The sequence below is a fragment of the Paraburkholderia sp. BCC1886 genome (assembly GCF_900996245.1).
In the GTDB taxonomy this organism is placed as follows: domain Bacteria; phylum Pseudomonadota; class Gammaproteobacteria; order Burkholderiales; family Burkholderiaceae; genus Paraburkholderia.
In genome coordinates this window covers 83855-107588 of the sequence record NZ_CAAJGK010000037.1, presented here as the reverse complement: position 1 = coordinate 107588, position 23734 = coordinate 83855, and the positions used below count along the sequence as shown (strand labels likewise).

The following is a 23734-nucleotide window of genomic DNA, read 5'->3' as shown; positions in this document are numbered from 1 at the left end:
CGCGTTACCGGGGCATGCCTTCACTTTCGAGCCACGCTCGAAACAACACGACGCGCTCATCCGCGGATTTTTCGTCCGCCACGTAAGTGCAGTAACTGCGCGAGGGCAACACCGGCCCGGCGAACGGTTTGACGAGCCGGCCGGCGGCGAGGTCTTCCGCGATGAGCGCGGTGGGTCCCATCGCGATGCCTATTCCGTCGATGGCTGCCTGCACGGTGAGATAGAAGTGGTCGAAGCTCACCGTCGCGGCCGGGCGCAGCGCGGGCAGTTGCACCTTCGCCAGCCAGTCGGGCCACAAGCGCGGCAAGCTCGCCGTGTGCAGCAAGGTGTGCCGCCGGAAATCTTCCGGCACGTCCAGCGGGATGCGCCGCAATAGCGCGGGGCTGCAGACGGGAACGCGCGCTTCGTCGAGAAACGGCCGCATCGTATAGCCATAAAACGTGTCCGGGCCACCGCGCACGACGATGTCGAAACTGTCCTTCAGACCCTCCACCGGTTCGTTCGATGTAGCGACCGTGACGTTCAAGTCGGGATAATCGGCGAGAAACCGCGCCAGCCTGGGCAGCAGCCAGCGCAACGTGAAGCTTGCCGGCGCGTTCAAGGTCAGGGTTCGCGACGCGGTGGCCGGTAAGCCGTATCGTGCGGTCGACTGCGACAGTTGCTCGAACAACGGGCCGATATCGTCCAGGTAGGCCTTCGCCGCCGGCGTCAGCACCACGCGCCGGTTGTGCCGCTCGAAGAGCGGCGCGCCTAACCACTCCTCCAGCAAACGCACATGCTGACTCACGGCGCCGTGCGTGACGTGTAATTCGGCGGCCGCATCCTTGAAACTGCCGAGCCGTCCGGCAGATTCGAAGGCGCGCAACGCATTCAGGGGAGGGAGAGGTCGCTTCATTGATTCATAAGAGTTTATCTAACCCGGGCAACCAATTTATCTGGTTTGTTGCCGCATCACAAGATAGATATCCTGTCGAGTACGGCGTCGATGGGACTGCGCTCGCCCGTGCGGAGTCTCGACTGCCGCCGTCTCGTTCAACTGGATGGAATCTGCATGCTGAGTTATACCGGCGCTTTCGTGCTGCTTGCCGCGCTCCTTCACGCGAGCTGGAATGCGATGCTGCATGGCAATCGGGATCGCTATCTCTCCATGACGTGGATGAGCATTGCCATCGCGGTCGTTTCCACCTTCGCCATTTTATTTTTGCCGCTTCCAAAGGCCGCCGCGTGGCCTTATATCGTCGCGTCGGGGCTGGTGCATATCGTCTACAACGTGACCCTCGTGCGTTCTTATCGCCGCAACGATCTGGCGCAGGCGTACCCCATTGCGCGTGGCTCTTCGCCGCTGCTGGTCACGCTAGGCGCGGCGCTCTTCGCACACGAGGCGATCGGTGCGTGGCACGTGCTCGGCATCGTGCTGATCTCCGGCGGCATCATCGCGCTCGCAGTGAATGGACGTAATGTCTCGCGTGCAGGCGTGCTCGCTGCGTTGACAACCGGCGCGACCATTGCGCTTTACACCGTGATCGATGGAATCGGCGTGCGCCTGTCGGGCGGCGAGGCGTTGGCTTATACCGCGTGGATGTTCTTCTTTTATTGGTTGATGCCGGTGTTATTCGTGACTTCCCGCGGGCTTCCGGCGCTTTTGAAACCGGTGACGCAAACGCCTATGGCCGTGGGCTCGTCGCTGATCGGCGGATTGGTGTCTATCGCCGCGTATGGCATCGTGATCTGGGCGCTGCAGTCCGGTGCGATGGGCGCGGTGTCCGCGTTGCGCGAGACGAGTGTCGTGTTTGCCGTGCTGATCGGGCGAGTGTTCCTGGGTGAGCCGGTTAGTGCGAAGAGATGGGTCGCGTGCGTGGTGGTGGCCGTGGGCGCGGTGTGTTTGGGGGCTTGAGTTTCGTGGCCCTTCGTTTTCGGCGTTTTTGAGTGCTGCGCCGGGAGATCGATAAGAGACTCAACCCCACGCGCAATCGGACTGGTCCGATATTTGACTTACCGGTTTCCCTGGCTTCGCTGGCGGGATTATCCGTCATACGATTACTCCCGTTGACCTTCTGCTCTCCGTCGAACACGACTCATCAACCGTTTCGCATTCCCGGTCGACTTCGCTCAGAAAAATCAAAATAAGGAGTAGTACGATGTCGCTTCATCCCGGCCTGAAAGACTGTCTCGAATCCAGTGTATTCAATCTGAAACTTGCAGAGCATCCGTATTTCAGGATGCTCTGCTCAGGGAAGATGTCTAAAGAACAGTTCCTGAAAAGTCAGATCGAATTCGCTCCGCTGGTTCAGTTTTTCAATCGCCCAATGGCGCAGGTTATTGCCAATATTCCAGATGCCGTGCTGCGTATCGCACTGGTGGACAACCTGTGGGAAGAGCACGGCAAGGGCGTGCCGGAGAAAGTGCACGGCAAAACCATCATGACCTTGATCGACCGACTGGGCGGTGATGCGTCGATGGTCGATCAGAATAATCCGTCGGCGAACGTGCGCATATTCAACGAAGCACTACGCGGAGCGTCGGCGTTCGAAAGCTATCGATTTGCGGCGGCCATGTTCAGCGGAATCGAACGCACCTTTGTCGATGTGTCGTCGCTGATTTGCCAGGCAATCGTCGACAACGACTGGCTGCCAGCAGAGCGCATCACTCACTACGCGCTCCACAAGGAAATCGACATCCAGCATGCCGAGGATTTCCTCATGGTCGTGAACCACGACTGGGCTCATCCCGACCATCAGCGCGTGATCAAAGAAGGCGTGCAATTCGGCTCGTGTCTGTTCGCGAATGTCTACACGGGTTTCTATCACAACATCGTCCGCTGACTCGACCCGGCGCATCGTGCTGCCCCTTTTCCGAGCGCTCACGTGGCGATCGACCCGTTCGACTTTCCCTATTCATCCATGCCCTATTCCTTGACGCACGCCGTAGGCAATACTCCGCTCGTTCATTTAGACAAGTTGTCCGCGGGGCTCGCGGGCAATATCTATCTGAAGCTGGAATTTCTGAATCCATGGATGTCGGTCAAAGACCGCGTCGCGCTTAATATCATCGAAACCGCCGAGCGCGAAGGCAAGCTGAAACCGGGCACGCATGTTATCGAGGCAACCAGCGGCAATACGGGTATTTCGCTGGCAGGTATCTGCGCGGCAAGAGGCTATGAAATCACGATCGTGATGCCCGAGTTCGTGTCGCTCGAACGCAAGCTGCTGCTGCGCATGCTCGGTGCCCACCTCGTGTTGACACCCGAAAGCCAGGGCCTGCTCGGCCCGGTCGCCAAGTCATTCGAACTCGCGGAAAAATATCCAGCGTCGTTTATTGCGGACCAGACGCGCAACCCCGCGAACCCCGCCGCGCACTTCAAGACCGGCGAAGAACTACTCCGACAACTCGACGGCCAGGTCGATGCGTTTGTCGCCGCATCGGGCACTGGCGGACATATCAGCGGAATTGGCGCGTACCTGAAGAGCAAGCGGCCGCAAACCCTCGTGGTCGCCGTGGAACCGCGCGAAGCCGCGGTGCTGTCGGGGCAGGTCGAGATTGGCGAAGCCGAAGGCAATCACGGCATTATCGGCATCGGGCCTGGTTTTATTCCCGAGACGCTAGATCGGGCGGTAATCGATCGGGTAATGGTGATCGATACCGACGACGGTTATGCAACCACGCTTCGTGCAATCCGCGCAGAAGGCGTTCTGATTGGAATCAGTACCGGTGCGGCATTGCAGGCTGCGATCGAACTTGCCAGTGAACCGCAGATGGCCGGGAAAAATATCGTGGTGGTGGCAGCCAGTTCCACCGAACGTTATCTCAGCACGCGACTGACAGCCGACGCGCGTGCCTATCTCGACACGCTCGAGACCTCACTCGCGCCCGAACGTCATATGCATTCCCTGATGCAACGTCCGGTTAAAGCCTGATGCTCCGGCAATATTGCGTAAAGGCTTTCTCTACCAACCCGCTGGAAGGTAACCCTGCAGCGGTCGTGCTTTTACGCGACGCACTGCCTGAGCCGTTGATGCAGCGCATTGCGTTCATCAACGGGTTTCCCGAAACGGTATTTTTGCGGTCGCGTTCCGACGATTCCCGTCATTACGATATCCGCTGGTTCACACCGACGCGCGAGGTATCGAACGCCGGTCACGCCACGCTCGCCGCGCAATACGTGCTGGCCGCCGTCGCGGAGCATGACTGGACCTCGATCACCCTGCATTGGACCGATCGGGCGCCAGGATGCGAGCGCGTATCCAACGTGTCGCGTGAAAAGGCCGACGTGCTCGACTGCGGTCCCGCGCCTGCGTTGCGGACGCCGGGCAACGCGGCAGCGGACCTGGGCGTCGCCACCAAGCTGTCTTGCGGCGACGATCTCGTACTGGTGATGGATAGCGAGGATCAGGTCAAGCGCTTCGATGCGCCGTTGGCGCAACTCGTCACCTTGCCGTATCGCGGACTGTGCGTCACCGCCCCCGCCGCACGACACGACTACTGCGCCCGATTTTTTGCACCCGCTTACGGCGTGCCGGAAGATTTCGTGACCGCATCGGCGCATCACTACCTGGCGAGTTTCTGGGCACAGCGCCTCGATAAGAGCGTACTCAGCGCTATCCAGCATTCCGCAAGCCCGGGTGTCCTGACAGCCAGCGTCAGTGCCGGGCGCGTCGAGCTGCGCGGTTCGTGCTGCATTTATTCCATCGATCAACTCTACGTGTGAACGCGTTCCCGCTCTTCGCGATCAACAAGGTACTACCCATGCTTGAATACATCTACGGTGGAGAGCACGTCCTGACTCATGTTCTGAACGCGCGCCGCTTAGGTGCAGGCGCGCCATCCAGCCATACTCCGGACGAGGACAGCGCAGTGATCGCGATGGGCGACTTCCTGCTGGAAGACGACCGGGTCGCAAGAATCGTTGCGGCATCGCGCGCCGACATCGATCTTTTCGTTTCCGGCGAGCCCGCCCCCTACGGCATCGCGCACGAACTCGCTGCGCAGTGGACGCTCGATCGAAGTATCGATATGAGTCATGTGGTCGGTCTTCATGTGAGGCGTGGTGTGCTCGCCGCAATGGGCAATAGCAGTTCTCCGGACTTGAACATACAACGGCACATCATCGCTCGCCCACTGCTCTGCACGCCGGGCTTCAGCATTCAGCAGCACGCGCTGACGACGAAGGGTGCCACGCTGCGGTTCTTCGCCGGTTTGCTGACCGACGCAACGATAGATCCCGGCCTGCTCGTGACTCGCGCCGAATGGTGCACCGAACGGCAAGCGTTTGTCGATCGCGTTATCCATCAAGAGTCACCTATCTGGATTGCGCGCAGCAGTGCCGTGTCCGAAGACAGCTTTACTTCGTCGAACGCCGGCGCCTATACGAGCGTGATGAACGTCGACGGCCGAGACGGCGACGCCATCGCGCAAGCAGTCGATACCGTGTTCCACTCATACGGCAGAGGATCGCCGCACGATCAGGTTCTGCTGCAAAGACAGATTGTCGATGCCGCTATGAGCGGTGTCTGCGCGAGCCGCGTCGTCGGTCGCAATGCACCGTACTTCGTCGTCAACTACGACGACAGTAGCGGCCGCACCGATACCGTGACGTCCGGCACCACGAACGCGCTAAAGACGCTTTATGTCAGCCGCACCGCCCACGCCGCCCAGATACGAGCGCCGCGTAGTGTGAGGCGGCTTCTCGCCGTGGTACGCGATATCGAACGATGCGCCGATCACACCGCGCTGGATGTGGAATTCATCGTCGATCGCGCCGGGATCATTCATATTGTGCAGATCCGGCCACTCGTGGGCGATTACGGGCAAACCTGCGACGCCGCTGTCGAGGCACGCATCCGCTCGAGCATGCGCCTGATGAGCAGCAGGCAGATTACCGGCGACGGCATTCTCCAAGGCGAAAAAGCGATCTTCGGCATCATGCCCGATGCGAACCCGGCCGAACTGATCGGCATCAAACCCAGACCGCTGGCGTTTTCGCTGTATCAACGGCTTATCACGGACTCCGTCGTTACGAACCAGCGGCTGGAATACGGTTACCGCGATGTCCGGCCAGTCCAGCACATGCTCAGGCTCGGCGGCAATCCGTATATCGACGTGCGCTCGAGTTTCAACTCGTTCACGCCCGCCGCCTTGTCCCCGACGTTGGCCAACAAGCTGTTGAATCTCTATGTCGCGCGGCTCGAATGCGACCCCGGCTTGCATGACAAGGTCGAGTTCGAAGTAGTGGTCTCGACGTGGTTTCCGGGTCTGGCGAACTGGCTGCAAGCGCGCTACGGAGAAGCACTTTGCGGCGCCGAAATCGCGGAAATCTGCGCGGCGGCAAAAGACATCTTTCATTCGGCGCTGCGACGCGTCGAGGCCGATCATACGGATGTCGAAAGCTACGGCAACCTGTTCGACGCGGTGATGTCATCGGGCCACGAACCGTTGCATAAAGCGTGGCGCCTGATCGAAATCTGTCACCACCACGGTTGCAAGCCATTCGCGCATCTTGCGCGCGCTGCTTTCGTCGCCGTGAGTACGCTCAAGGGTCTCGTGAACGTCGGCGTACTCGATCGCGTCGACTATGAAAACTATCTGCATTCGATTCAATCGATCAGCGGCGAGATGGAACGCGATGCCGTGAAGGTGCAAACCGGCGAACTCGCGAGAACCTTGTTTTACGAGCGTTACGGACATCTGCGGCCGGGCACCTACGATATTCTGAGTCCCGCGTATTTCGAAGACCCGGCGCGCTATCTCGATCCGTTCATCGACGCGGCGAAGGCCGTCGACAAATCGGGCTGGACGCTCCCGCCCACGACGATCGCTGCGGTCAACGCCGCTTTGAGCGATGAGTTCGAAGGCCTGAGCTTCGAAACAGTCGACCGCTTTGCGCGCCGGGCCATCCACGGTCGCGAGTATGGGAAGTTCGTCTATACCCGCTACCTCAGTCACGGGTTGAATCAGCTTCTGCTGTGGGGAGAACAACTCGGTCTTACGCGCGACGACCTCGCGTATCTGCATCTGCACGATCTCGACGAACTGATCTCCGGTATGAGACAACCCGATGTGGCGCAACTAAAAGCGACGATCGGGTCACGGCGCGTCGATTACGACCTCGATAGCCGAATCGAGTTGCCCGATCTGGTGTTCAGTCCCGCGGATTTCTTATCGTTTCACAAGCGGCCGGGCCAGCCGAATTTCATCACCAACCTGGCAGTCGATGCCGGGTCGGTGAATGTGCTGGCAACAAGCGATCCGCGAAGTCTCGAGCTTGCGGGCAGGATTGCGGTCGTCGAGAGTGCCGACCCCGGCTTCGACTGGCTTTTCGGGCATTCGATCGCCGGGCTGATCACGCGCTATGGCGGCGCTAATTCACATATGGCGATTCGTTGCGCGGAGTTGGGCGTTGCTGCGGCGATTGGCGTTGGCGACGTGCTGTACGGCAAGGTGGAGCAGGCGGCGAGGATCGTGCTGGACTGCCACGCCAAGCGGATTACCGTCGTGCAGACGGCTTGAGGCCGTCGTGAACACAAAGGCGGCTTGTTCCGAACGAGGCCGGGCCTCCATCAGACGATTATTCGCGGCGTGCACGATGGCTTCGGCATTGACCGTCACGATGGTCGGTATCGTGACGAGTCGCGACTTAAACGTGTTTTCGGGCGGACTATATTGGGTGGCGCTGGTCTGCCTTTGGCGCGAACTCTCAGCACGTAGCCAGCGACAGATGCTATGGATTGTCGCGGCAAGTCTGCCAGGGCTCGTAGTCGGCGTGACGAGCGGCACGCCGCATTTATGGCAACGCGCACTGTCGGCGAACAGCGGCATGATCTCGATGCTTATCGCGGTCGGTTTCATTTCACTGCTGCCCACGGCAACACTCCAGCGACCGCAGGCAGGCTTGAAAGGCTTACTGTGCACGTTTGCGAATGTCCATCTGGTCGGCGCCATCATCAACTATTCGTCGGTGATCATCTTCGGGGACCGGATGGCGCGCGGGCGCGGACTGCGACTCGATCAGGCAATGGTGTTGTCGCGTGCTTTTGCGTCGGCGGGATTCTGGTCGCCGTTCTTTGCGACGATGGCAGTCGCACTCGGTTATGCGCCCGGTGCGCAATTCGTCGTGCTGTTGGAGGCCGGAATGGCGATGGCGTTGCTTTCGCTTGGCGTGTGTATCTGGGATATCAAGAAAGCGGGTGGTTTGGCCGCGTTCGAGGGAATTGGACTGAGTGTCAGAGGCATGCAGCTGCCTGCGTTGATCGGAGCGATTGTCTTGGGCGCGCAATGGCTGACGCCCGCGTGGACTGTTTTGAGTACTGTTACGCTGGTCTGCCCGGCGATGGTTTGCTGTTTGTCTTTCTTGAGACCGGGAAAGCTTTCGTCCGCGTCTGTTGCGCTGGTGGCGCTTGTTGCGCATGTTCGCAGTGAGTTTCCACGGCATGCGAATGAGCTTGCGTTGTTTCTGGCAGTCGGGATGTTCGGGGTGTCGTTGATTCCGCTTCTCGGGCTTTTGCCCTCGACCGTCGTGCTCGCGAATTTTCGGCTTGTGGAAGCTTCTCTGGGGTTGTCGGCGGTGGTCGTGGCTGCGTTGTTCGGCATTCATCCGTTGGTAAGCATTGCCGTGCTGACTCGTTTGGTTCATACGGACTCCGTGAACGCTAACGTGCTTGGGTTCGTCATCGTTGCCGGGTGGGCCATCAGTTCGGCTGTCGGGCCGCTGTCCGGTCAGAACCTCGTAATACAGGGGCGTTATGGCGTGAGCAGCACTGCGTTGATGCGGGCGAATTTGGGGTACGCGGTCTGGATGGGGATAGGAGCGGTGGGGTGTATCTTTTTTATTCTGTGAGCATATTTTCTGACTTCCGGCTCGTTGGTTCTGAATGTTCTCAATGTTGCTGGGGAAATTTCCGGCACATCTTCGTTTCCAGTTTCCTGATGATGACGGGGCACGCTAAAAAGTGCCTGAATGGTCGACGGGATTGGACTGGGTGGAAACGATGAGTTACTTCAAAAAGTATCGGTGCGCTGCGGTTTCGCTGGTGGTTTTTTTGGCAGGAATGTTTCTTGGACACTCATTTAACAAGATCGAAGACAGGACCAACAATCTCGCCAAGTTCACAGACGCAAAAAATGATACGGGCAGTTTAGCCAATAGGAAATCTGTCGCACCCGTTTCGAATGACCCGGGAGCCTGGGTCAATCCGTATACAGCTTCTTCACCGATGCACAAAGAATTCGATAATCATCGTGATTGGGTTCTGGCCAACAAAAAATTGATATCTTTTGCTGGGTCGTCGGACCCGGACCGGCTCATGGAAGTGTCGAATCAACTTGCGGGAAAAGGAGTGCCTGCTCTCGCCACCAATCTACTGGAACAACGTCTTTCATCTCTAACAAAAATATTTCCGTCACTGTCGGCCCATACCTGCAGCACGTTTCTGAAGGGTGGATTTAGCAGCAGCGATTTCATGGATCAGGCCCTTCCCACCTTGGACTCTTTTAGCGGCGAAGAGGCTAAAGCATGGTTTGTCTTCATTAAGACATCTATTGACGCGGCTCTAAGCCAGTCACCGCTTATAGTCCTTCCAACCGAAGATGCAACCCGGGCGGTTCTAAAAATCACCCGATCGTTGGATGAGTCGCGATCCAAGGCGTTTGCTGCGGGGTTAATGGCATTGCGGACCGCCAGCGACGAAGAAGTGTGCGCAACGGTGCGGACACTTTATTACAAGGGGAATGCGCTTTCTGAGCCATATCGCGGATACATGGCGAGAATGCTTCTCACAGGGCAGCGGGGAAACGAGAAATTCTAGACGTGACAGACCTTCTTATCTAGACGTAGGTTCGCCAGCTGAGAATTGCTGCTCACAATCAATAAGGGATTTTCAACTATGCTTAATTTTTCGTTTTCCAACAATCTGCGGCCACTGTATGACACCGCCGTATCAGTTGCGTCAGTCGGCGAAACCGCGGCCAGCGGAGACATGATGGGGGCCGTTATTGGCATGGGCACCACCATTGCCAGTGGTCGCGCAACCCTCACGGGTAATCAAGCCTCGGGAGCACTTAGTTCCGTACTAGGAGCAGGCAGTTCAATCATCACGGCCTACAACAACCTAGGCAAACAGATCGAGTCAATGTCCGCGTCGATCACCACTTACAACAACGCTGTCACGTCCGGTCATCAAGGTTCGATCAGCGCCGCCGCCCTCAATGTAACCAGCACCGTCTCGACCGTCGTCAATACCATAGGCGCGGTTATCTCGGGAGTGGCTGGCGCCATTGCAGCGGCAGGCGCCGCCGGTGCCGCAGCAGCCGCGCCCATAGCCAGTCTCGGCCTTGGGATATCTGCGATGGCAGGACTCATCGCCATGACCGCGAGCAACGCGGTGACCGATGCAGTCAAATCCGCCGCCGCCGAGATCAGCCATCTGCTCGACAGCATCTCATCCCAATCCGGCAACGGCTCAGGGAGCACAGCGCCCGGAGGCGGTGACTCCGCGAGCAACAGCAACCCCGCGAGCACGGACAGCAAATCCCCAGAGTCCGGCGCGGGCAGCAGCGCAATGGGTCGGTACCCCGATAGCGGACGAAGCTATACCAGCCCACTCGTCCTCGACCTCACCGGTTCAGGAATCGACCTCACACCGCTCAACACCAGCGCGCCCTACTTCGACCTCGCCAACGACGGCTTCGCTCGCCAGACCGGATGGGTCGGAACGGGAATGGGACTGCTATGCCTCGACCCGGACGATCGCGACATCACGAACATCACCCAGCTCTTCGGCAACGAGACGACTGACGGTTTCGACATTTTGCGCAAGCTTGACGCCAATCACGACGAGGTAATCGACGCGCTCGATCCAGCTTTTGCAAACCTCCACGTGTGGATCGATGCCAACGGAAGCGCCGTCTCGGACGTGGGTGAACTCCATACGCTCGGCGAACTCGGCATCGCATCGATCAACCTCAATGCGGCTGCCGTCACCGAAACCATCGCGGGCAACAAAATCAGCTCGACCAGCAGCTACTCGCTGGTAGACGGCACCACTCACGAAATAGTCGATGCATGGTTCGCCAATAGCACCATGAACACCAGGCCGGTCACGCCGGTAGACGTAACGGCATCCGCCGCCGCGCTTCCGCAGATTGCAGGCGCTGGCAGATTGCGCGACCTGCGATCCGCCATGACGCTCGATCAGGGACTGCAGGATCTGGTACAGGCCTTCATGGATCAGTTGGCTACCGCCAGTCCCCTCGCTATTGAAAGCGCCGCGCAGGCAGTTTTATATCGATGGGCAGGAGTCGCGGAGCTAGACCCGATGTCGCGCGGAGGCTCCATCGACGCCCGCCAACTCGGCTTTGTCGATGCCTATCTGGGTCGCTCGTTTTATAGCGTCGGCGACGGAATCAACCCGGGAATCAGGGCCGCGGCCCAGTTGCAGCAAGCCTGGAACGATCTGTACGATGCAGCTCTCGCCCGGCTTGTCCTGCAGTCCCCATTGGCTGCCGCCCTCGCCCCGGAGTTCAGGTACGACGCTTCCACGGACACGGTCCAGGCCTGTGAGACTTTCGCTCCTGCATTGGCCGCTGCGTTCCGCCGACTCGGAGAAATAACCGCCGCGAACTTCAGTTCGTGGGACCTGCTTCTACGCGTCGCCGATGCCGCGCGATTCGACATGGGGATGTCGACCTCGCTGTTTGAAAAGTACGTCGCCGCAGCAACGAACAATACCGTCGCATCGATCGCCAACGCTATCGCTGCCGGGCTGAAAATCGACATCGATAGTTCGGGGCGCATTCACGAGACTGGCTCTACGATCTATCACGACTTTTATGCTGGACCCGGCATCAGTTCGCTCATAGGCGAACGGGCTGGAGGCGACCCAAGCACCCAGTTGCCAGGGCATGACGTCTTCCATTACGCTGCCGGCGATGGCATGGTCGAGATTCGCGAGAATGACCCGAATTCCAGCAAGCCTGCCAACACGCTGCGATTTGGTACAGGTATCGACCCATCGTCGATCAAAGCGATAGTGCTCGCCAACGGCGATATGGTTTTAACCGACGGAATAAGCGGAGATCGGATAACGCTAACCGGCGAATTTCACGACGGCGGACAAGGCATCCAGTTCGTCCAGTTTGCGGACGGCACGACCTGGAACAAATACCAACTGATTCAGGTCGCCGCGATCTGCGGAACACGCGGTGATGATGCATTTTACGGTACCGGGAACGCCGAAGTATTCGACGGAAAAGGTGGCGATGACTTCGTTCGCGGCGGCGGTGGCAACGACACTTTCCTCTTCGATGCAGGATACGGGAAACTTGAAATATCCGAAACCGACGATAGCGCTAACGCCTACAACGTCCTTGCTTTCGGTCCCGGCATTAGTGCCGCATCCGTCTTCGTGCGCACCAACGCCAATTCGGCCATCGTACTTACCGACTCCATTTCTGGCGACCAGGTCGTTCTCGATCTCGCCATGCTCTTCTACAACATGGGTGTACAGGCAGTGCGGTTCGCGGACAACACAGTCTGGACACAACAGCAACTGCTTCGGATGGCAACCACCGGCAGTTCGGGCAACGACATTATCTACGGCACCAGAAACGCTGAAGTATTCGACGGAAAGGGCGGCAACGATTATGTCCAGGGCGGGGGTGGCGGTGACACGTTCATCTTTAATGCAGGGTACGGGAAACTCGAGATCAACCAATATGATTTCGACAGCGCACCTCGCAACGTTCTTCACTTGGGCGGAGGAATCAACGCGTCGTCAGTGACGGCGAGGGCCACGAGTAACGCAGGCCTGCTGCTGACGGACGGCATCTCCGGGGACCAGGTCACCATTGCCTCCTTCATGCAGGGCAACGGATGGGGCGTGCAGGAACTGCGCTTTGACGATGGCACGATATGGAACAGGCAGAAGCTGCTTCAAATGGCAACGACGGGCACTCCGGGTGACGACAGTATCTATGGGACCAGCGGCGCGGACGTGTTCGATGGAAGGGGCGGCAACGATTATGTCCAGGGCGGCGGCGGCGGAGACGTCTTTATCTTCGAGGCCGGTTATGGAAACCTGGAGATTGCAGAATCGGACACGAGCATGGCACCTCACAACGTTTTGCGACTGGGTGCAGGAATCAGCGCATCGTCGGTCAAAGTGGGCAGGTCTGGCCAGAGCCTGGTGCTGACAGATCACATAGCAGGCGACAGGGTCGTTCTGGATTCGTTCATGTACGGCACTTCGTATGGCGTGCAGGAGGTCCAGTTTTCCGATGGAACGACTTGGGGCCGCGACCGGTTGATCGATATGGCGAACCATCCGGGTCTGCATGCTGAGCGACAGGTCGACAACCTGATCGCTGGCATGGCGTCTTACGGCGTGCAGGCTGGTGCAACTTCGCAGATAACTTATGCAGTTCAACCGCAACCGCAACCGCAACCGCAGCCAATGCTCTCGGCCAATCTGTACTGACGCACCCGACCCTGCATTCGCAATCGCGAGGTCGCGAATGCGCCACTATCAGCCCGCCTTGAACGCTCCCGACTCTACTCAACCCATGCGTGATCCGGCACTCGCGTGCCTCGTCGTTATCGCCAGATATCACGGCATCGCCGTTGACGCGACGCAGTTACGTCATGCGGCCGCTCGCAACGATGAGCCGTTCGATAGTGATGCGTTAGTGCTAAGTGGCCGATCGGTCGGCCTGAAAGTTAGTCCGGCGCCTCTGCGGATCGACCGCCTCGACCACACGCCTTTACCGGCGCTGGCCTTCGACAAGCACGGCAGGCATTTCATCATTGCGAAATGCGACGGCAAAACGGCATTTATTCTGGAAGCAGACGCGGCCTCGCCAACCGTCCTACCGCTCGACAGTCTCGCTCTCCGCGTGACCGGTCGCCTTCTGTTATTTACCTCACGCGCCTCGCTTGCCGGGGAACTGGCACGTTTCGACTTTTCCTGGTTCGTTCCGGCAATCGTCAAGTACCGGCGATTACTGCTAGAGGTAGTTGGCGTATCGCTGGTGCTGCAGATTCTCGCTCTTGTCTCGCCGCTCATGTTTCAGGTGGTCATGGACAAGGTGCTCGTTAACCGCGCCTACAACACACTTGCCGTCGTAGGAACTGCACTGCTCGTATGTGCGGTGTTCGAGGTGCTGATGACCGGTCTGCGAAATTTTACGTTCTCGCACACCACGAACCGGATCGACGTGGAGCTGGGCGCGCGCCTGTTCAGGCATCTGCTAGCGCTTCCGCTCGCCTACTTCTCGGCACGGCGGGTAGGGGACACCGTCGCGCGAGTACGGGAGCTCGAGAATATCCGCAACTTCCTGACCGGACAGGCACTGACTGCCATCATCGATCTGGCCTTTTCTATCGTCTTTATCGCAGTGATGTGCCTCTATAGCGTCTGGCTAACGCTCGTCGTCGTAGGGTCTCTGCCACTTTATGCCGCTGTCTCGGCGGTACTCGTACCATCCCTGCGCCTACGTCTCAATGAGAAATTCGCGCGAGGCGCGGATAACCAGTCGTTTCTGGTCGAAGCAATTTCCAGCATGGAAACGGTCAAGGCTATGGCCGTCGAACCCCAGTTCATCAGAAAGTGGGAAATGCAACTTGCCGCCTACGTCGCCTCGGGTTTTCGAGTAACGGTGGTGGGTAATATCGGCCAGCAATCAATTCAATTTATCGGCAAGCTGGTGACACTGGCCACTTTAATACTGGGCGCAAAGCTCGTCATCGACGGTCGGCTGACCGTCGGTCAACTGGTCGCGTTCAACATGATGTCGCAGCACGTTGCCGCACCGGTCTTGCGTCTTGCACAACTTTGGCAGGACTTTCAGCAGATCGGCATTTCGATGAGCCGTCTGGGCGACATTCTCAATACCCGCAGTGAACTACTCCAAAACCGGCAAGTACTTCCTGCGCTAAAGGGCAACATCCGCTTCGAGCATATCGGCTTTCGCTACCGAACCGACGGCCCGCCCATTCTTAAAGACATCTGCCTCGACGTGCAGGCCGGTGACGTCATCGGCATAGTAGGGCGCTCGGGCTCGGGAAAAAGCACGCTCACCAAATTGCTACAGCGTCTTTACCTGCCGGAATACGGCACGATAAGACTCGACGGGATCGATCTCGCGCAGACCGATCCCGCCTGGCTCCGCCGCCAGGTCGGTGTAGTGCTGCAGGAAAATACCCTCTTCAACCGCTCGATACGCGAGAACATCGCGCTGACCGATCCGGGCGCCCCGCTCGATGCCGTGATGAATGCGGCGAAACTCGCAGGTGCACATGAGTTCATTTGCGACCTGCCTCAAGCTTATGACACGCCGGTCGAGGAACACGGCGGCAACCTGTCCGGGGGCCAACGCCAGCGGCTCGCGATTGCGCGAGCGCTATTAACCAATCCCCGGATCCTGATCTTCGACGAGGCGACCAGTGCGCTCGACTTCGAAACCGAGCGCATTGTCCAAAACAACATGCGCGCCATTTGCAATGGACGAACAGTCATTGTCATCGCTCATCGTCTCAGTGCCGTGCGGCACGCAAACCAGATTATCGCCATGGACAAAGGCCGGATCGTGGAGCGTGGCACACACGACGCCTTGCTCGCTCAAGGCGGCTACTACGCCCACCTCGTTTCTCTCCAGAACAGTTGACGATGCGACTTCACCGCCACGCACTCGCCGACCTGGTCCGTCGATACACAGCCGTTTGGCGAGCCGCGTGGTCTTTGCGCGATGCACTCGACGCTCCGAAGAAGCTGCAATACGAGCTTGCATTCCAGCCGGCACATCTCGAACTGGTCGAAACCCCGGTTCACCCGGCTCCTCGCTGGGCCATGCGTATGCTCGTGATTCTGTCCGTACTCATCCTGCTGATCGGCATCGCCGGGCGGCTGGATATCGTCGTGACGGCCAAAGGCAAGCTGGTCCCCAATGAACGCGTCAAAGTCATCCAGCCCGCTATCACCGGGGTGGTACGGCAGATCCTCGTCCAGGATGGTCAACGAGTGAAAGAGGGACAGGCACTGCTGGTGCTGGATGCCACGCAAGCGGCGGCAGATTCGAGCAAAGCGCGTTGGTCGCGAGTCGAGGCCGCACTCGCATCAGCGAGAGCGGTTTCTCTATTGGATGCGGTCAGAAGCGGACATCCTGGGACGCTGCCCAAGGTAGATGGCGCTTCGCCTGAACAACAATCGCAAGCGCAGCGCTTCGCCGAGGGCCTGTACCGCGAATACGCCGACAAGATCGCCGCCGCGCAAGCCGAATTGCTCAAGCGCCAGGCCGAACTTTCGACGACTCGCCAGCAAGTCGCAAAACTTCAGGCAATCGCTCCCCTCGCCCGCAAGGCAGCCGACGACTACAAGTCGCTGGCACGCGACCAATACGTTGCACAGCATGACTGGATGGGCAAGGAGCAAGCGGCGCTCGAACACGAACACGAGCTGACCGCTCAACAGAGCCGCAGCGGTGAACTCATGGCATCGATTCAGGAACAGAAGGCTGCGATAGCGGCGATCACGTCCCAGTTCTCCCGCGAACAACTCGACGCACTCGATCGGGCCACGCAGCAGCTTACGCAACACCATGCGGACGAGATCAAGGCCAATACGCGACAAGACCTGATGACGTTGTATGCGCCGGTAACAGGCACCGTCGAGCAACTTGCCGTACACACGCCAGGAGGGGTCGTGACGACCGCACAGGCCGTCATGGATATCGTTCCGGAGGATGCGCTGGAAGTCGAGGCCAGCATCGAGAATAAAGACGTTGGCTTTGTCAGAGCCGGACAGGATGCGATCGTCAAGATCGATGCGTTTCCTTACACGCGATACGGCTACCTGAAAGGCACGATCACTTTGGTATCTAACGACGCTAAACGAGAGAGGGACCGCAAACTCGGTCAGACGTTCGCCACGCGTATCACGTTGTCAACTAGCCAGATGCTGATCAACGGGGTGCAAGCTCATCTCACGCCGGGCATGGAAGTGACGGTGGAAGTCAGAACCGGGCGGCGCAGTGTCGCCGGATATTTCTTCGATCCGCTGCTGCGCGCGAGTGGAGAAAGCTTGCATGAACGCTGATACCTTGGCTCGCAGCAGTCGCCGCCACGCGCGCGCTTCAACGGCTCTGATCAGTCTTTACGTGTTGGGCGCGCTTCCACTCTCTGCGTATGGGTTCGATATTTTCGGTACCAATTCCGCAGTGACGTCCACGCCCGCCGGAATTTTCGCGGACGCCGGAAGCGGTCGGCCCTGCCTGTTCGGTCCGGTCGGCACTCCGCTCACGCTAAGCGAAGCTGTGGACAGGGCGCTTTGTGGAAACCCGAAGACCAGCCAGGCGTGGGCGAATGTGAAGGTGCGGGCCGCTGCTGTGGGGACCGCGAAATCGGCGTACTTACCGACCCTGAGCGCGTCGCTGCAGGGAGGTCGCGACGACACGTCGACCGACGTGAAGAACCACCCACGTTTGGATTCGATCAACCGGTCGAACGTCTATTCGACTTCGGTCTCGGCGAACTGGGTGCTCTACGACTTCGGCGGAAGGAAGGCCGGGCTGGATAACGCAGAGGCCCTTCTCGCGGCGGCCCAGGCAGCCCAGGAAGCCTTGCTTCAGCAGATGTTTTCCACCGTCGCCACCGATTACTACGCGGCCCAGTCCGCAGCAGGAAAGTTGGCGCAAGCGAAGATTGCGGAAGACCTGGCGCATGACAGTTTCACCGCGGCATCGGCACGGGTAAGCCGAGGCATTGCCGCCATTTCCGATCAACTGCAGACACAGACCGCCTGGGCGCAGGCAACCTTCGTTCGTACCGAGGTCGAGGGCGAGTGGCTGACTGCACTCGGCACACTCGCCTCCGACATGAACCTGAACCCCGACCACGCAATCCAGCTACCCGATGGGGAAGACGGCAACACACCCGCTGACGACTTTACGGAAACGGTCGCAGCTATGATCGACAATGCGCAGCGCACTCATCCGTCGATTGCCGCAGCAAAAGCCAGACTGAACGCTGCCATGGCCAGCGAGCGCCAAACCCGTGCGGAAGGATTACCCGTTTTTAGCCTGGCGGGAAAGTACAGTCAGAACAACCAGCCCGCGAGCCTCGGCTTGGGTGAACCGCAATTCCCTGCGACCGGACGCGACTGGTATGTGGGCGTGCAGGTACAGATTCCCTTGTTTGAAGGGTTTGGACGCATCTACAGGACAAGCGCTGCACGTTCGCAAACTGAACTGCAGACCAGCATACTCGATGAAGTACGGCAGCAGATCGGGCTCGATGTCTGGAAGAGCTATCAGGCATTGCGGACGGCAACGCAAAACTCGGTGAATGCGGCCACGCTCGTCAGCGTTGCAGCGCAATCATTCGAAGCCGCACGGCACCGCTATGCGGCAGGCGTCGGAAACATTCTTGAACTACTAACTGCACAGAAAACGCTATCAGAAGCGAGGCAACAGCGCATTCACTCACTCACCGAATGGCGTGCAGCAAGAATTCACCTCGCCTCAAGCCTGGGACGATTAAACGCCAACGACATCCGTCCCTGAACTGCACACAAAAAAACCGCAAGCCCCTCACGAAGCCTGCGGTCCAATCAACACACAACGATACCCGTCGACGCGGGCCTGAAATCAGAACAGATTGCGCAACCCGATAGCCACGCCGGTCTGGTTATTCCGCCCCGGGTAATCCGCGAGGAACGCGCCATTACCGCGAGTAAAGTCGACCGTGCCATAAACCTCGGTGCGCTTCGACAACGAATACTCGGCAAGAACCGTAGCCGAATAATTGACACCCGCACCCAGCGAACCGCCGAGCGTTGCCGCATTACGCGCGTGATCGTAATAACCCGCGAACGTCAATGCGAGCGGCGGCGTCACCTGCCACGTCGAGCCGACATAGAAGCTGTCGTCGATACGATTCGGACTCACGCGCGCCAACGTCGGTGCACCCGACTGCTGCATATCCACATCGGCCAGACCGGTGTTGTCCTGCGAATGCAGCCAGCCCGCCAGCAACTTCAGCGATTGCGTGAACGTGTAAACGGCGCTCACGTTCACGATATTGAATTTCTTGCCCGACACGTCGTTCTGCTGGAAGCCGACATCGGCCGACAGCGGCCCCACGTCGTACGATGCAGTCAGCCCATACATGCTGTTCTCGCCGACGCTCCCCGCCACGCCGCCGAAGCCATACATACCTTCGACATGCAGTCCGCCGAACTGCCCCGTGTACTTGACCGAGCTGTTGGTGAACAGGAACGGTCCGACCGGGTTATAAACCCAGCTGTCCTGCCAGTAATCGCCAACCGTCATCGGGTCGTAAGTATTGCCCATCTCGTCGAAGAACGGCGTTTGCTGGCGACCGAAGGTCAGCGTACCGTACTGATTGTTCGAAAGACCCACGTAAGCATTGCGCTGAAACAGCGTGTTGTTGCTGTTGTCCAGCTTGCCCGACCAGAGCTGGAACTGGTTTTCCAACTTGAAGATTGCCGACGTACCGCCGCCCAGATCTTCGGTGCCCTTCAAGCCGAAGCGGCTCGGCGTCTCGACGCCTTCACCCATTGCCACCTGACCATCGTTGTTCGAATTCGCATTGGTCAGATAGCGCACGCTCGTATCGACGAGACCGTACAACGTGACCGAGCTTTGCGCAAAAGCGCCTTGAGCTGAAAGAGCCAACAGGCTCGCGCCGACTGCAGCGATAGTCTTCTTCATGAAATCCCCGAGTATCTTCATGAAACAGCGACACGTGATATCGCGCGCTGATTCCAGTGACAAGAATTCCGACATGCCGTTGGTCACGACATATCGACGGGGGCGATCTTATTTCGATCAAATTAAAAGCGGAAACGTAATCAGGGCCAATGTCGCCTGTTGGCAACAGGCATTGACACAACGCACGATGGGCGCATCGTGCGTTGCGCCCATCAGCTTGCAAAACCTACGAAAAGATTACTGCTGCGCGTGCTTTGCAGCGTCTTCGATAACAGCGGCCACTTCTTTCGGACGCGACTCGTACACAGAGTGACTCGCGCCTGCGAGTACCGTGGTGTGACTATGCGCGCGCTGGTAATAGAAGCGTTCGAGATCGGGGTTGATGATCTTGTCGGCTCCCGCCACGATGCCCCAACTCGGCTTGCTGGTCCATGCGGCCACCGTCATGGGTGCGGAGAATACTTTCGCGGCTGTCAGTATTTGCGATTGCGCTTCGAAGCGCGCCTGTTTCACGGGCAGATCGGCAGCGAAATCCTGCGGGAAATCCGCCGGGTTCAAATACGTGTAGCCGTCATTGGTCTTTCTGATCGCGCCTTGCTGCTGCGACGTATAGCTCGGCATCTTCTTGCCGAGGTCAGACTCGTCTTCGCCGACAGCGGGTGCGTGCGCGGCCACATAAACGAGACCGGCTACTTTAGGATCAACGCCGGCTTCCGTGATGACCGAGCCGCCGTAGCTATGCGCGACGAGAATGGTCGGGCCATCCTGCAGGTCGATCACACGTTTGGCTGCGGCGACGTCGTCGTCGAGCGAGCTCAGCGGTTCCTGCACCATCGTGACGTGGTAACCGTCTTTGGTCAGGATGTCGTAGACCGGCTTCCATCCCGAACCGTCCACCCATGCGCCATGAACCAGCACGATGTTTTTGACTGGCGCGGCGGCCGGTTGTGTGTCTTGCGCCATCGCGCCCGTCGAGGCGAACAGGCAGGCGGAAAGCGAAAGAACCGACGCGGCAAAAGGCAAAATTTTCACGACAAATCTCCAGAGATAGAAAGGGTAGTCAGAGCCCGGGTTGCGAAGATCAGCTGCCGAAGAAAACATTGCAGAAACTGACCGGTCCCACGCAACTGGATGACATCGCCATATGACGCGGCGCACCGGACGCCGAGGTACCGGTTTGCGTAACACCGCCCACTGCATCGTTAGTCATGCGGCTATCGCTTTGTGCTGCAATCTTCGATTCGGCGGCCTGAATATCTGCCGGATAGTTGATGTCGTTGGCGCTCGGCACATAGCCGGCCTGTTCGACACGTACGAGGTCCGCACGCACTTCGGCACGGGTGATCGGGGCAGAAGACTGGGCGAAGCTGAGAACCGGTGCGCCGAACGTAGCGGCAACGAGAGCGATACCAACGAAGAGTTTCGACATGATTGACATTCCTATATAAATTGAATTTGGTCAGTAGAAGAAGTGCTTGCCAGAGGCTGCTTTTGCACTGTGTTCATGTGAGTGCAAACACGGGCCGTCCAGGTTTATTCCAGATCTTTCGCAAAATTATTTTCGAGGCAGGCAGATTGCGTTGGTGCTGTCCGAGAAGCCTTTGCTGGTCGCACCGGAGTTCGACTTGTTACGACGGACGAATAGTCGCTCTGCCGGTCGTCGGTCTCCATCGGTTTGCGACGAAACGGCGCTACGCGTCGTGAAGCGCCGTTTCGAAGACGCGAGACGCAAGGGCATATCCGTGCGCTGCCTGAATACGGCTGCCGCTCTATGCGCCTGGTTCGAATCCGCCACAGATTTCGTTCTGTACCGATCTCGCTTCCACGCAACTGGCGCCGCGGCGGCAGCGCTTCGCGCCGTCGAACCGCACTTCGTCGCAGGCCGGTTGAGCCACCCATATAGAGGCGTCAACATCGGTGCATCGACGTACAATCGTCGCGATCCGCTCAGGAACCCACATGTCACCTTCCGCCTTGTCCCGGCTGCAGCCCGTCTGGCACAGACTCGGCATCTATGGACTCACCACGCTCGGCTGCGCGTGGCTTTACAGCACGATCTACCGGGAGTCGTTCGCTCAGGACCTTGTCTATTCGGCCTGCGTCGTGGCCATTGTCCAATGTCTCGGAGCCGGCGGACGTTATCTGTTCACCGCGCGTCTACGACGCCAGGGTGTCGCTAACGAAGACGCCGCGCAAAACTGGCCCGGGTGGAAGTGGATGCTGCCGTGGCTGATCGTGAGCGTGGTGATCGGCTATTTCGCCGGCATCCGTATCGGCGACCTGTTGCTGGGCATCCGCTACATGCCGATCGTGGCCGCGCACGATGTCCGCATGGTGCTGGTCAGCCTCACGGTGGCACTCGCGCCAGCCGGCTTCGTGACGTACGTGCTCTATGCACGCAACCGGATGGCCGCAATCGAGTTGCGTGCAGAGTCCGCGCAACGCACCGCCGCGGAGAGTCAATTGAGACTGCTCGAATCGCAACTCGAACCGCACATGCTGTTCAATACGCTCGCCAATCTCCGTGTGCTGATCGCGCACGACCCGCAGCGCGCGCAAGGCATGCTCGATCACCTGATCGCATTTCTACGCGCCACGCTGGCGGCGTCGCGCGCCGGGGCTCATCCGCTGGCCGCGGAGTTCGCCCGCACGTCCGACTACCTCGCGTTGATGCAGATCCGCATGGGACCGCGGTTGAAGGTGCAGCTCGATTTGCCGGAAGCGTTGTCGGCCTGTCAGGTGCCGCCGTTGCTGCTGCAACCGCTGGTTGAGAATGCGATACGGCATGGACTCGAACCCAAGGTTAGCGGCGGCCGCGTGGTGGTCAGCGCCGCGCGTCGAGCCGACGACCTGGTGCTGACGGTTCATGACACCGGCGTCGGCCTCGATGCACCGTCGGATCATGGCGCCCGTTTCGGTCTGCAACAGGTGCGCGAACGACTCGCCACGCTGTATGGCCCGGCCGCGACGCTCGATCTGCGCGCCGCCCTGACCGAAGAAGGCGGCACGCTCGCCGTCGTCACCCTGCCCTGTTCCTGGAGCCGTGCCTGATGAAAGCGACTGCATTGATCGCGGAAGACGAAGCGCTACTCGCCGTCGCTCTGCAAACGGAATTATTCGGCTTATGGCCGGACCTGGAGATGGTCGCTATCGTCGGTGACGGTCGCAGCGCAGCCGACGAAGCGCTGCGCCTGCAACCCGACATCGTGTTCCTCGATATCCGCATGCCGGGCATGACGGGACTCGAATGCGCGCAGACGCTCACCGAAGAATGGCCCGACGCGGGCAAGCCGTTTCCGCTCGTCGTGTTCGTCACCGCCTACGACCAGTACGCGGTGCAGGCCTTCGAACGCGCGGCGTTCGATTACGTGCTCAAGCCCGTGCAAACCGCGCGGTTGGAACAGACCTGCGACCGTTTGAAAGAGCGGTTGCAGGAGCGTCTGCTCGAACGCTCACAAGAAAGCGACGCCAGCACATCGCTAGACGTCATCGTGACTCAGATGCGTGCACTGCTCGCCGCCGGCGCATCTCGAGAAGATTCCGTTTCACCACGAAACGCTCCATTGCGGATCATTCAGGCGAGTACGGGTAACACCATTACGATGGTGCCCATCGACGACGTGTTGTACTTTGAAGCAGCGGACAAATACGTGCGCGTCGTTACAGCGGAGCGCGACTATCTGATCCGCTCGTCGTTGAAAGAATTGCTCGTACGACTCGACCCGGAGCGCTTCTGGCAGATTCATCGCGGCTCGGTCGTGCATTGCGATGCGATTGCCAGCGCGCATCGGGACGAGTCGGGCAAACTCACGCTGACCTTGCGCACACGGCCCGACAATCTGATCGTCAGCCGCCTTTACGCGGAACGATTTCGCGGTATGTGAAGTCAATGCCGTTCAGATCCTCGTATGAATTGCGCGTTCGAATTGCACTCACAGACGGGCAATCTTTGTGTGTCGGTATACGCGCAGATGCAAATGTGAAATGATCCGCGGATACGGTTGAGTCGCCGCACCGGCCG

At 59.0% G+C, this 23734-nt stretch carries 17 protein-coding genes; 13 read left to right on the top strand and 4 right to left on the bottom strand.

Annotated elements, in window-relative coordinates; translation table 11 throughout:
* Nucleotides 1-4: 4 nt before the first annotated feature.
* Nucleotides 5-895, bottom strand: coding sequence for a transcriptional regulator GcvA (gene gcvA / locus FQ746_RS06930; protein WP_144108197.1), 891 nt, complete (start codon nucleotides 893-895; stop codon nucleotides 5-7).
* A 156-nt stretch (nucleotides 896-1051) separates the two neighbouring features.
* On the opposite strand from gcvA, the gene FQ746_RS06925 reads away from it, so the two are divergent.
* The 11 genes from FQ746_RS06925 to FQ746_RS06875 all read left to right on the top strand — a co-directional run bounded on the left by FQ746_RS06925 (nucleotide 1052) and on the right by FQ746_RS06875 (nucleotide 18543).
* Nucleotides 1052-1894, top strand: a complete 843-nt coding sequence (locus FQ746_RS06925; protein ID WP_144108196.1) for a DMT family transporter — start codon at nucleotides 1052-1054, stop codon at nucleotides 1892-1894.
* 244 nt (nucleotides 1895-2138) lie between these two features.
* Nucleotides 2139-2822, top strand: a complete 684-nt coding sequence (locus FQ746_RS06920; RefSeq protein WP_144108195.1) for a TenA family transcriptional regulator — start codon at nucleotides 2139-2141, stop codon at nucleotides 2820-2822.
* A gap of 42 nt (nucleotides 2823-2864) precedes the next feature.
* Nucleotides 2865-3914, top strand: coding sequence for a cysteine synthase A (gene cysK / locus FQ746_RS06915; RefSeq protein WP_260853922.1), 1050 nt, complete (start codon nucleotides 2865-2867; stop codon nucleotides 3912-3914).
* Nucleotides 3914-4705 (top strand): PhzF family phenazine biosynthesis protein, encoded by a 792-nt coding sequence (locus FQ746_RS06910; RefSeq protein WP_144108194.1) that lies wholly within the window; start codon nucleotides 3914-3916, stop codon nucleotides 4703-4705. The genes cysK and FQ746_RS06910 overlap by 1 nt, the downstream gene beginning before the upstream one ends.
* Before the next feature lie 38 nt (nucleotides 4706-4743).
* The gene (locus FQ746_RS06905; protein WP_144108193.1) at nucleotides 4744-7503 is read left to right on the top strand and encodes a PEP-utilizing enzyme; all 2760 of its coding nucleotides are present in this window, start codon (nucleotides 4744-4746) and stop codon (nucleotides 7501-7503) included.
* A 76-nt stretch (nucleotides 7504-7579) separates the two neighbouring features.
* The gene (locus FQ746_RS06900) at nucleotides 7580-8830 is read left to right on the top strand and encodes a hypothetical protein (RefSeq protein WP_144108192.1); all 1251 of its coding nucleotides are present in this window, start codon (nucleotides 7580-7582) and stop codon (nucleotides 8828-8830) included.
* A 151-nt stretch (nucleotides 8831-8981) separates the two neighbouring features.
* The gene (locus FQ746_RS06895) at nucleotides 8982-9797 is read left to right on the top strand and encodes a hypothetical protein (protein ID WP_144108191.1); all 816 of its coding nucleotides are present in this window, start codon (nucleotides 8982-8984) and stop codon (nucleotides 9795-9797) included.
* A gap of 78 nt (nucleotides 9798-9875) precedes the next feature.
* On the top strand, nucleotides 9876-13466 hold the full coding sequence (locus FQ746_RS06890; protein ID WP_144108190.1) for a calcium-binding protein: 3591 nt from the start codon (nucleotides 9876-9878) through the stop codon (nucleotides 13464-13466).
* Between the two features lie 37 nt (nucleotides 13467-13503).
* The gene (locus tag FQ746_RS06885; RefSeq protein ID WP_313955566.1) at nucleotides 13504-15651 is read left to right on the top strand and encodes a type I secretion system permease/ATPase; all 2148 of its coding nucleotides are present in this window, start codon (nucleotides 13504-13506) and stop codon (nucleotides 15649-15651) included.
* 74 nt (nucleotides 15652-15725) lie between these two features.
* Nucleotides 15726-17078, top strand: coding sequence for an HlyD family type I secretion periplasmic adaptor subunit (locus tag FQ746_RS06880; protein ID WP_313955565.1), 1353 nt, complete (start codon nucleotides 15726-15728; stop codon nucleotides 17076-17078).
* Nucleotides 17068-18543 (top strand): TolC family protein, encoded by a 1476-nt coding sequence (locus FQ746_RS06875; protein WP_144108188.1) that lies wholly within the window; start codon nucleotides 17068-17070, stop codon nucleotides 18541-18543. Before FQ746_RS06880 ends, FQ746_RS06875 begins: the two co-directional genes overlap by 11 nt.
* 84 nt (nucleotides 18544-18627) lie before the next feature.
* Here FQ746_RS06875 and FQ746_RS06870 read toward each other — a convergent pair whose 3' ends face one another.
* The 3 genes from FQ746_RS06870 to FQ746_RS06860 all read right to left on the bottom strand — a co-directional run bounded on the left by FQ746_RS06870 (nucleotide 18628) and on the right by FQ746_RS06860 (nucleotide 21142).
* Nucleotides 18628-19713: a porin gene (locus FQ746_RS06870; protein ID WP_144108187.1), complete on the bottom strand. Its 1086-nt coding sequence runs from the start codon at nucleotides 19711-19713 to the stop codon at nucleotides 18628-18630.
* A gap of 237 nt (nucleotides 19714-19950) precedes the next feature.
* Nucleotides 19951-20676 (bottom strand): alpha/beta hydrolase, encoded by a 726-nt coding sequence (locus FQ746_RS06865; RefSeq protein WP_409932376.1) that lies wholly within the window; start codon nucleotides 20674-20676, stop codon nucleotides 19951-19953.
* A 118-nt stretch (nucleotides 20677-20794) separates the two neighbouring features.
* Complete coding sequence (locus tag FQ746_RS06860) at nucleotides 20795-21142, bottom strand: DUF4148 domain-containing protein (RefSeq protein WP_144108185.1); 348 nt, start codon at nucleotides 21140-21142, stop codon at nucleotides 20795-20797.
* 530 nt (nucleotides 21143-21672) lie between these two features.
* On the opposite strand from FQ746_RS06860, the gene FQ746_RS06855 reads away from it, so the two are divergent.
* Both FQ746_RS06855 and FQ746_RS06850 read left to right on the top strand, forming a co-directional pair.
* Nucleotides 21673-22764: a sensor histidine kinase gene (locus tag FQ746_RS06855; RefSeq protein WP_260853921.1), complete on the top strand. Its 1092-nt coding sequence runs from the start codon at nucleotides 21673-21675 to the stop codon at nucleotides 22762-22764.
* Nucleotides 22764-23597, top strand: coding sequence for a LytR/AlgR family response regulator transcription factor (locus FQ746_RS06850; RefSeq protein WP_144108184.1), 834 nt, complete (start codon nucleotides 22764-22766; stop codon nucleotides 23595-23597). Before FQ746_RS06855 ends, FQ746_RS06850 begins: the two co-directional genes overlap by 1 nt.
* Nucleotides 23598-23734 lie beyond the last annotated feature (137 nt).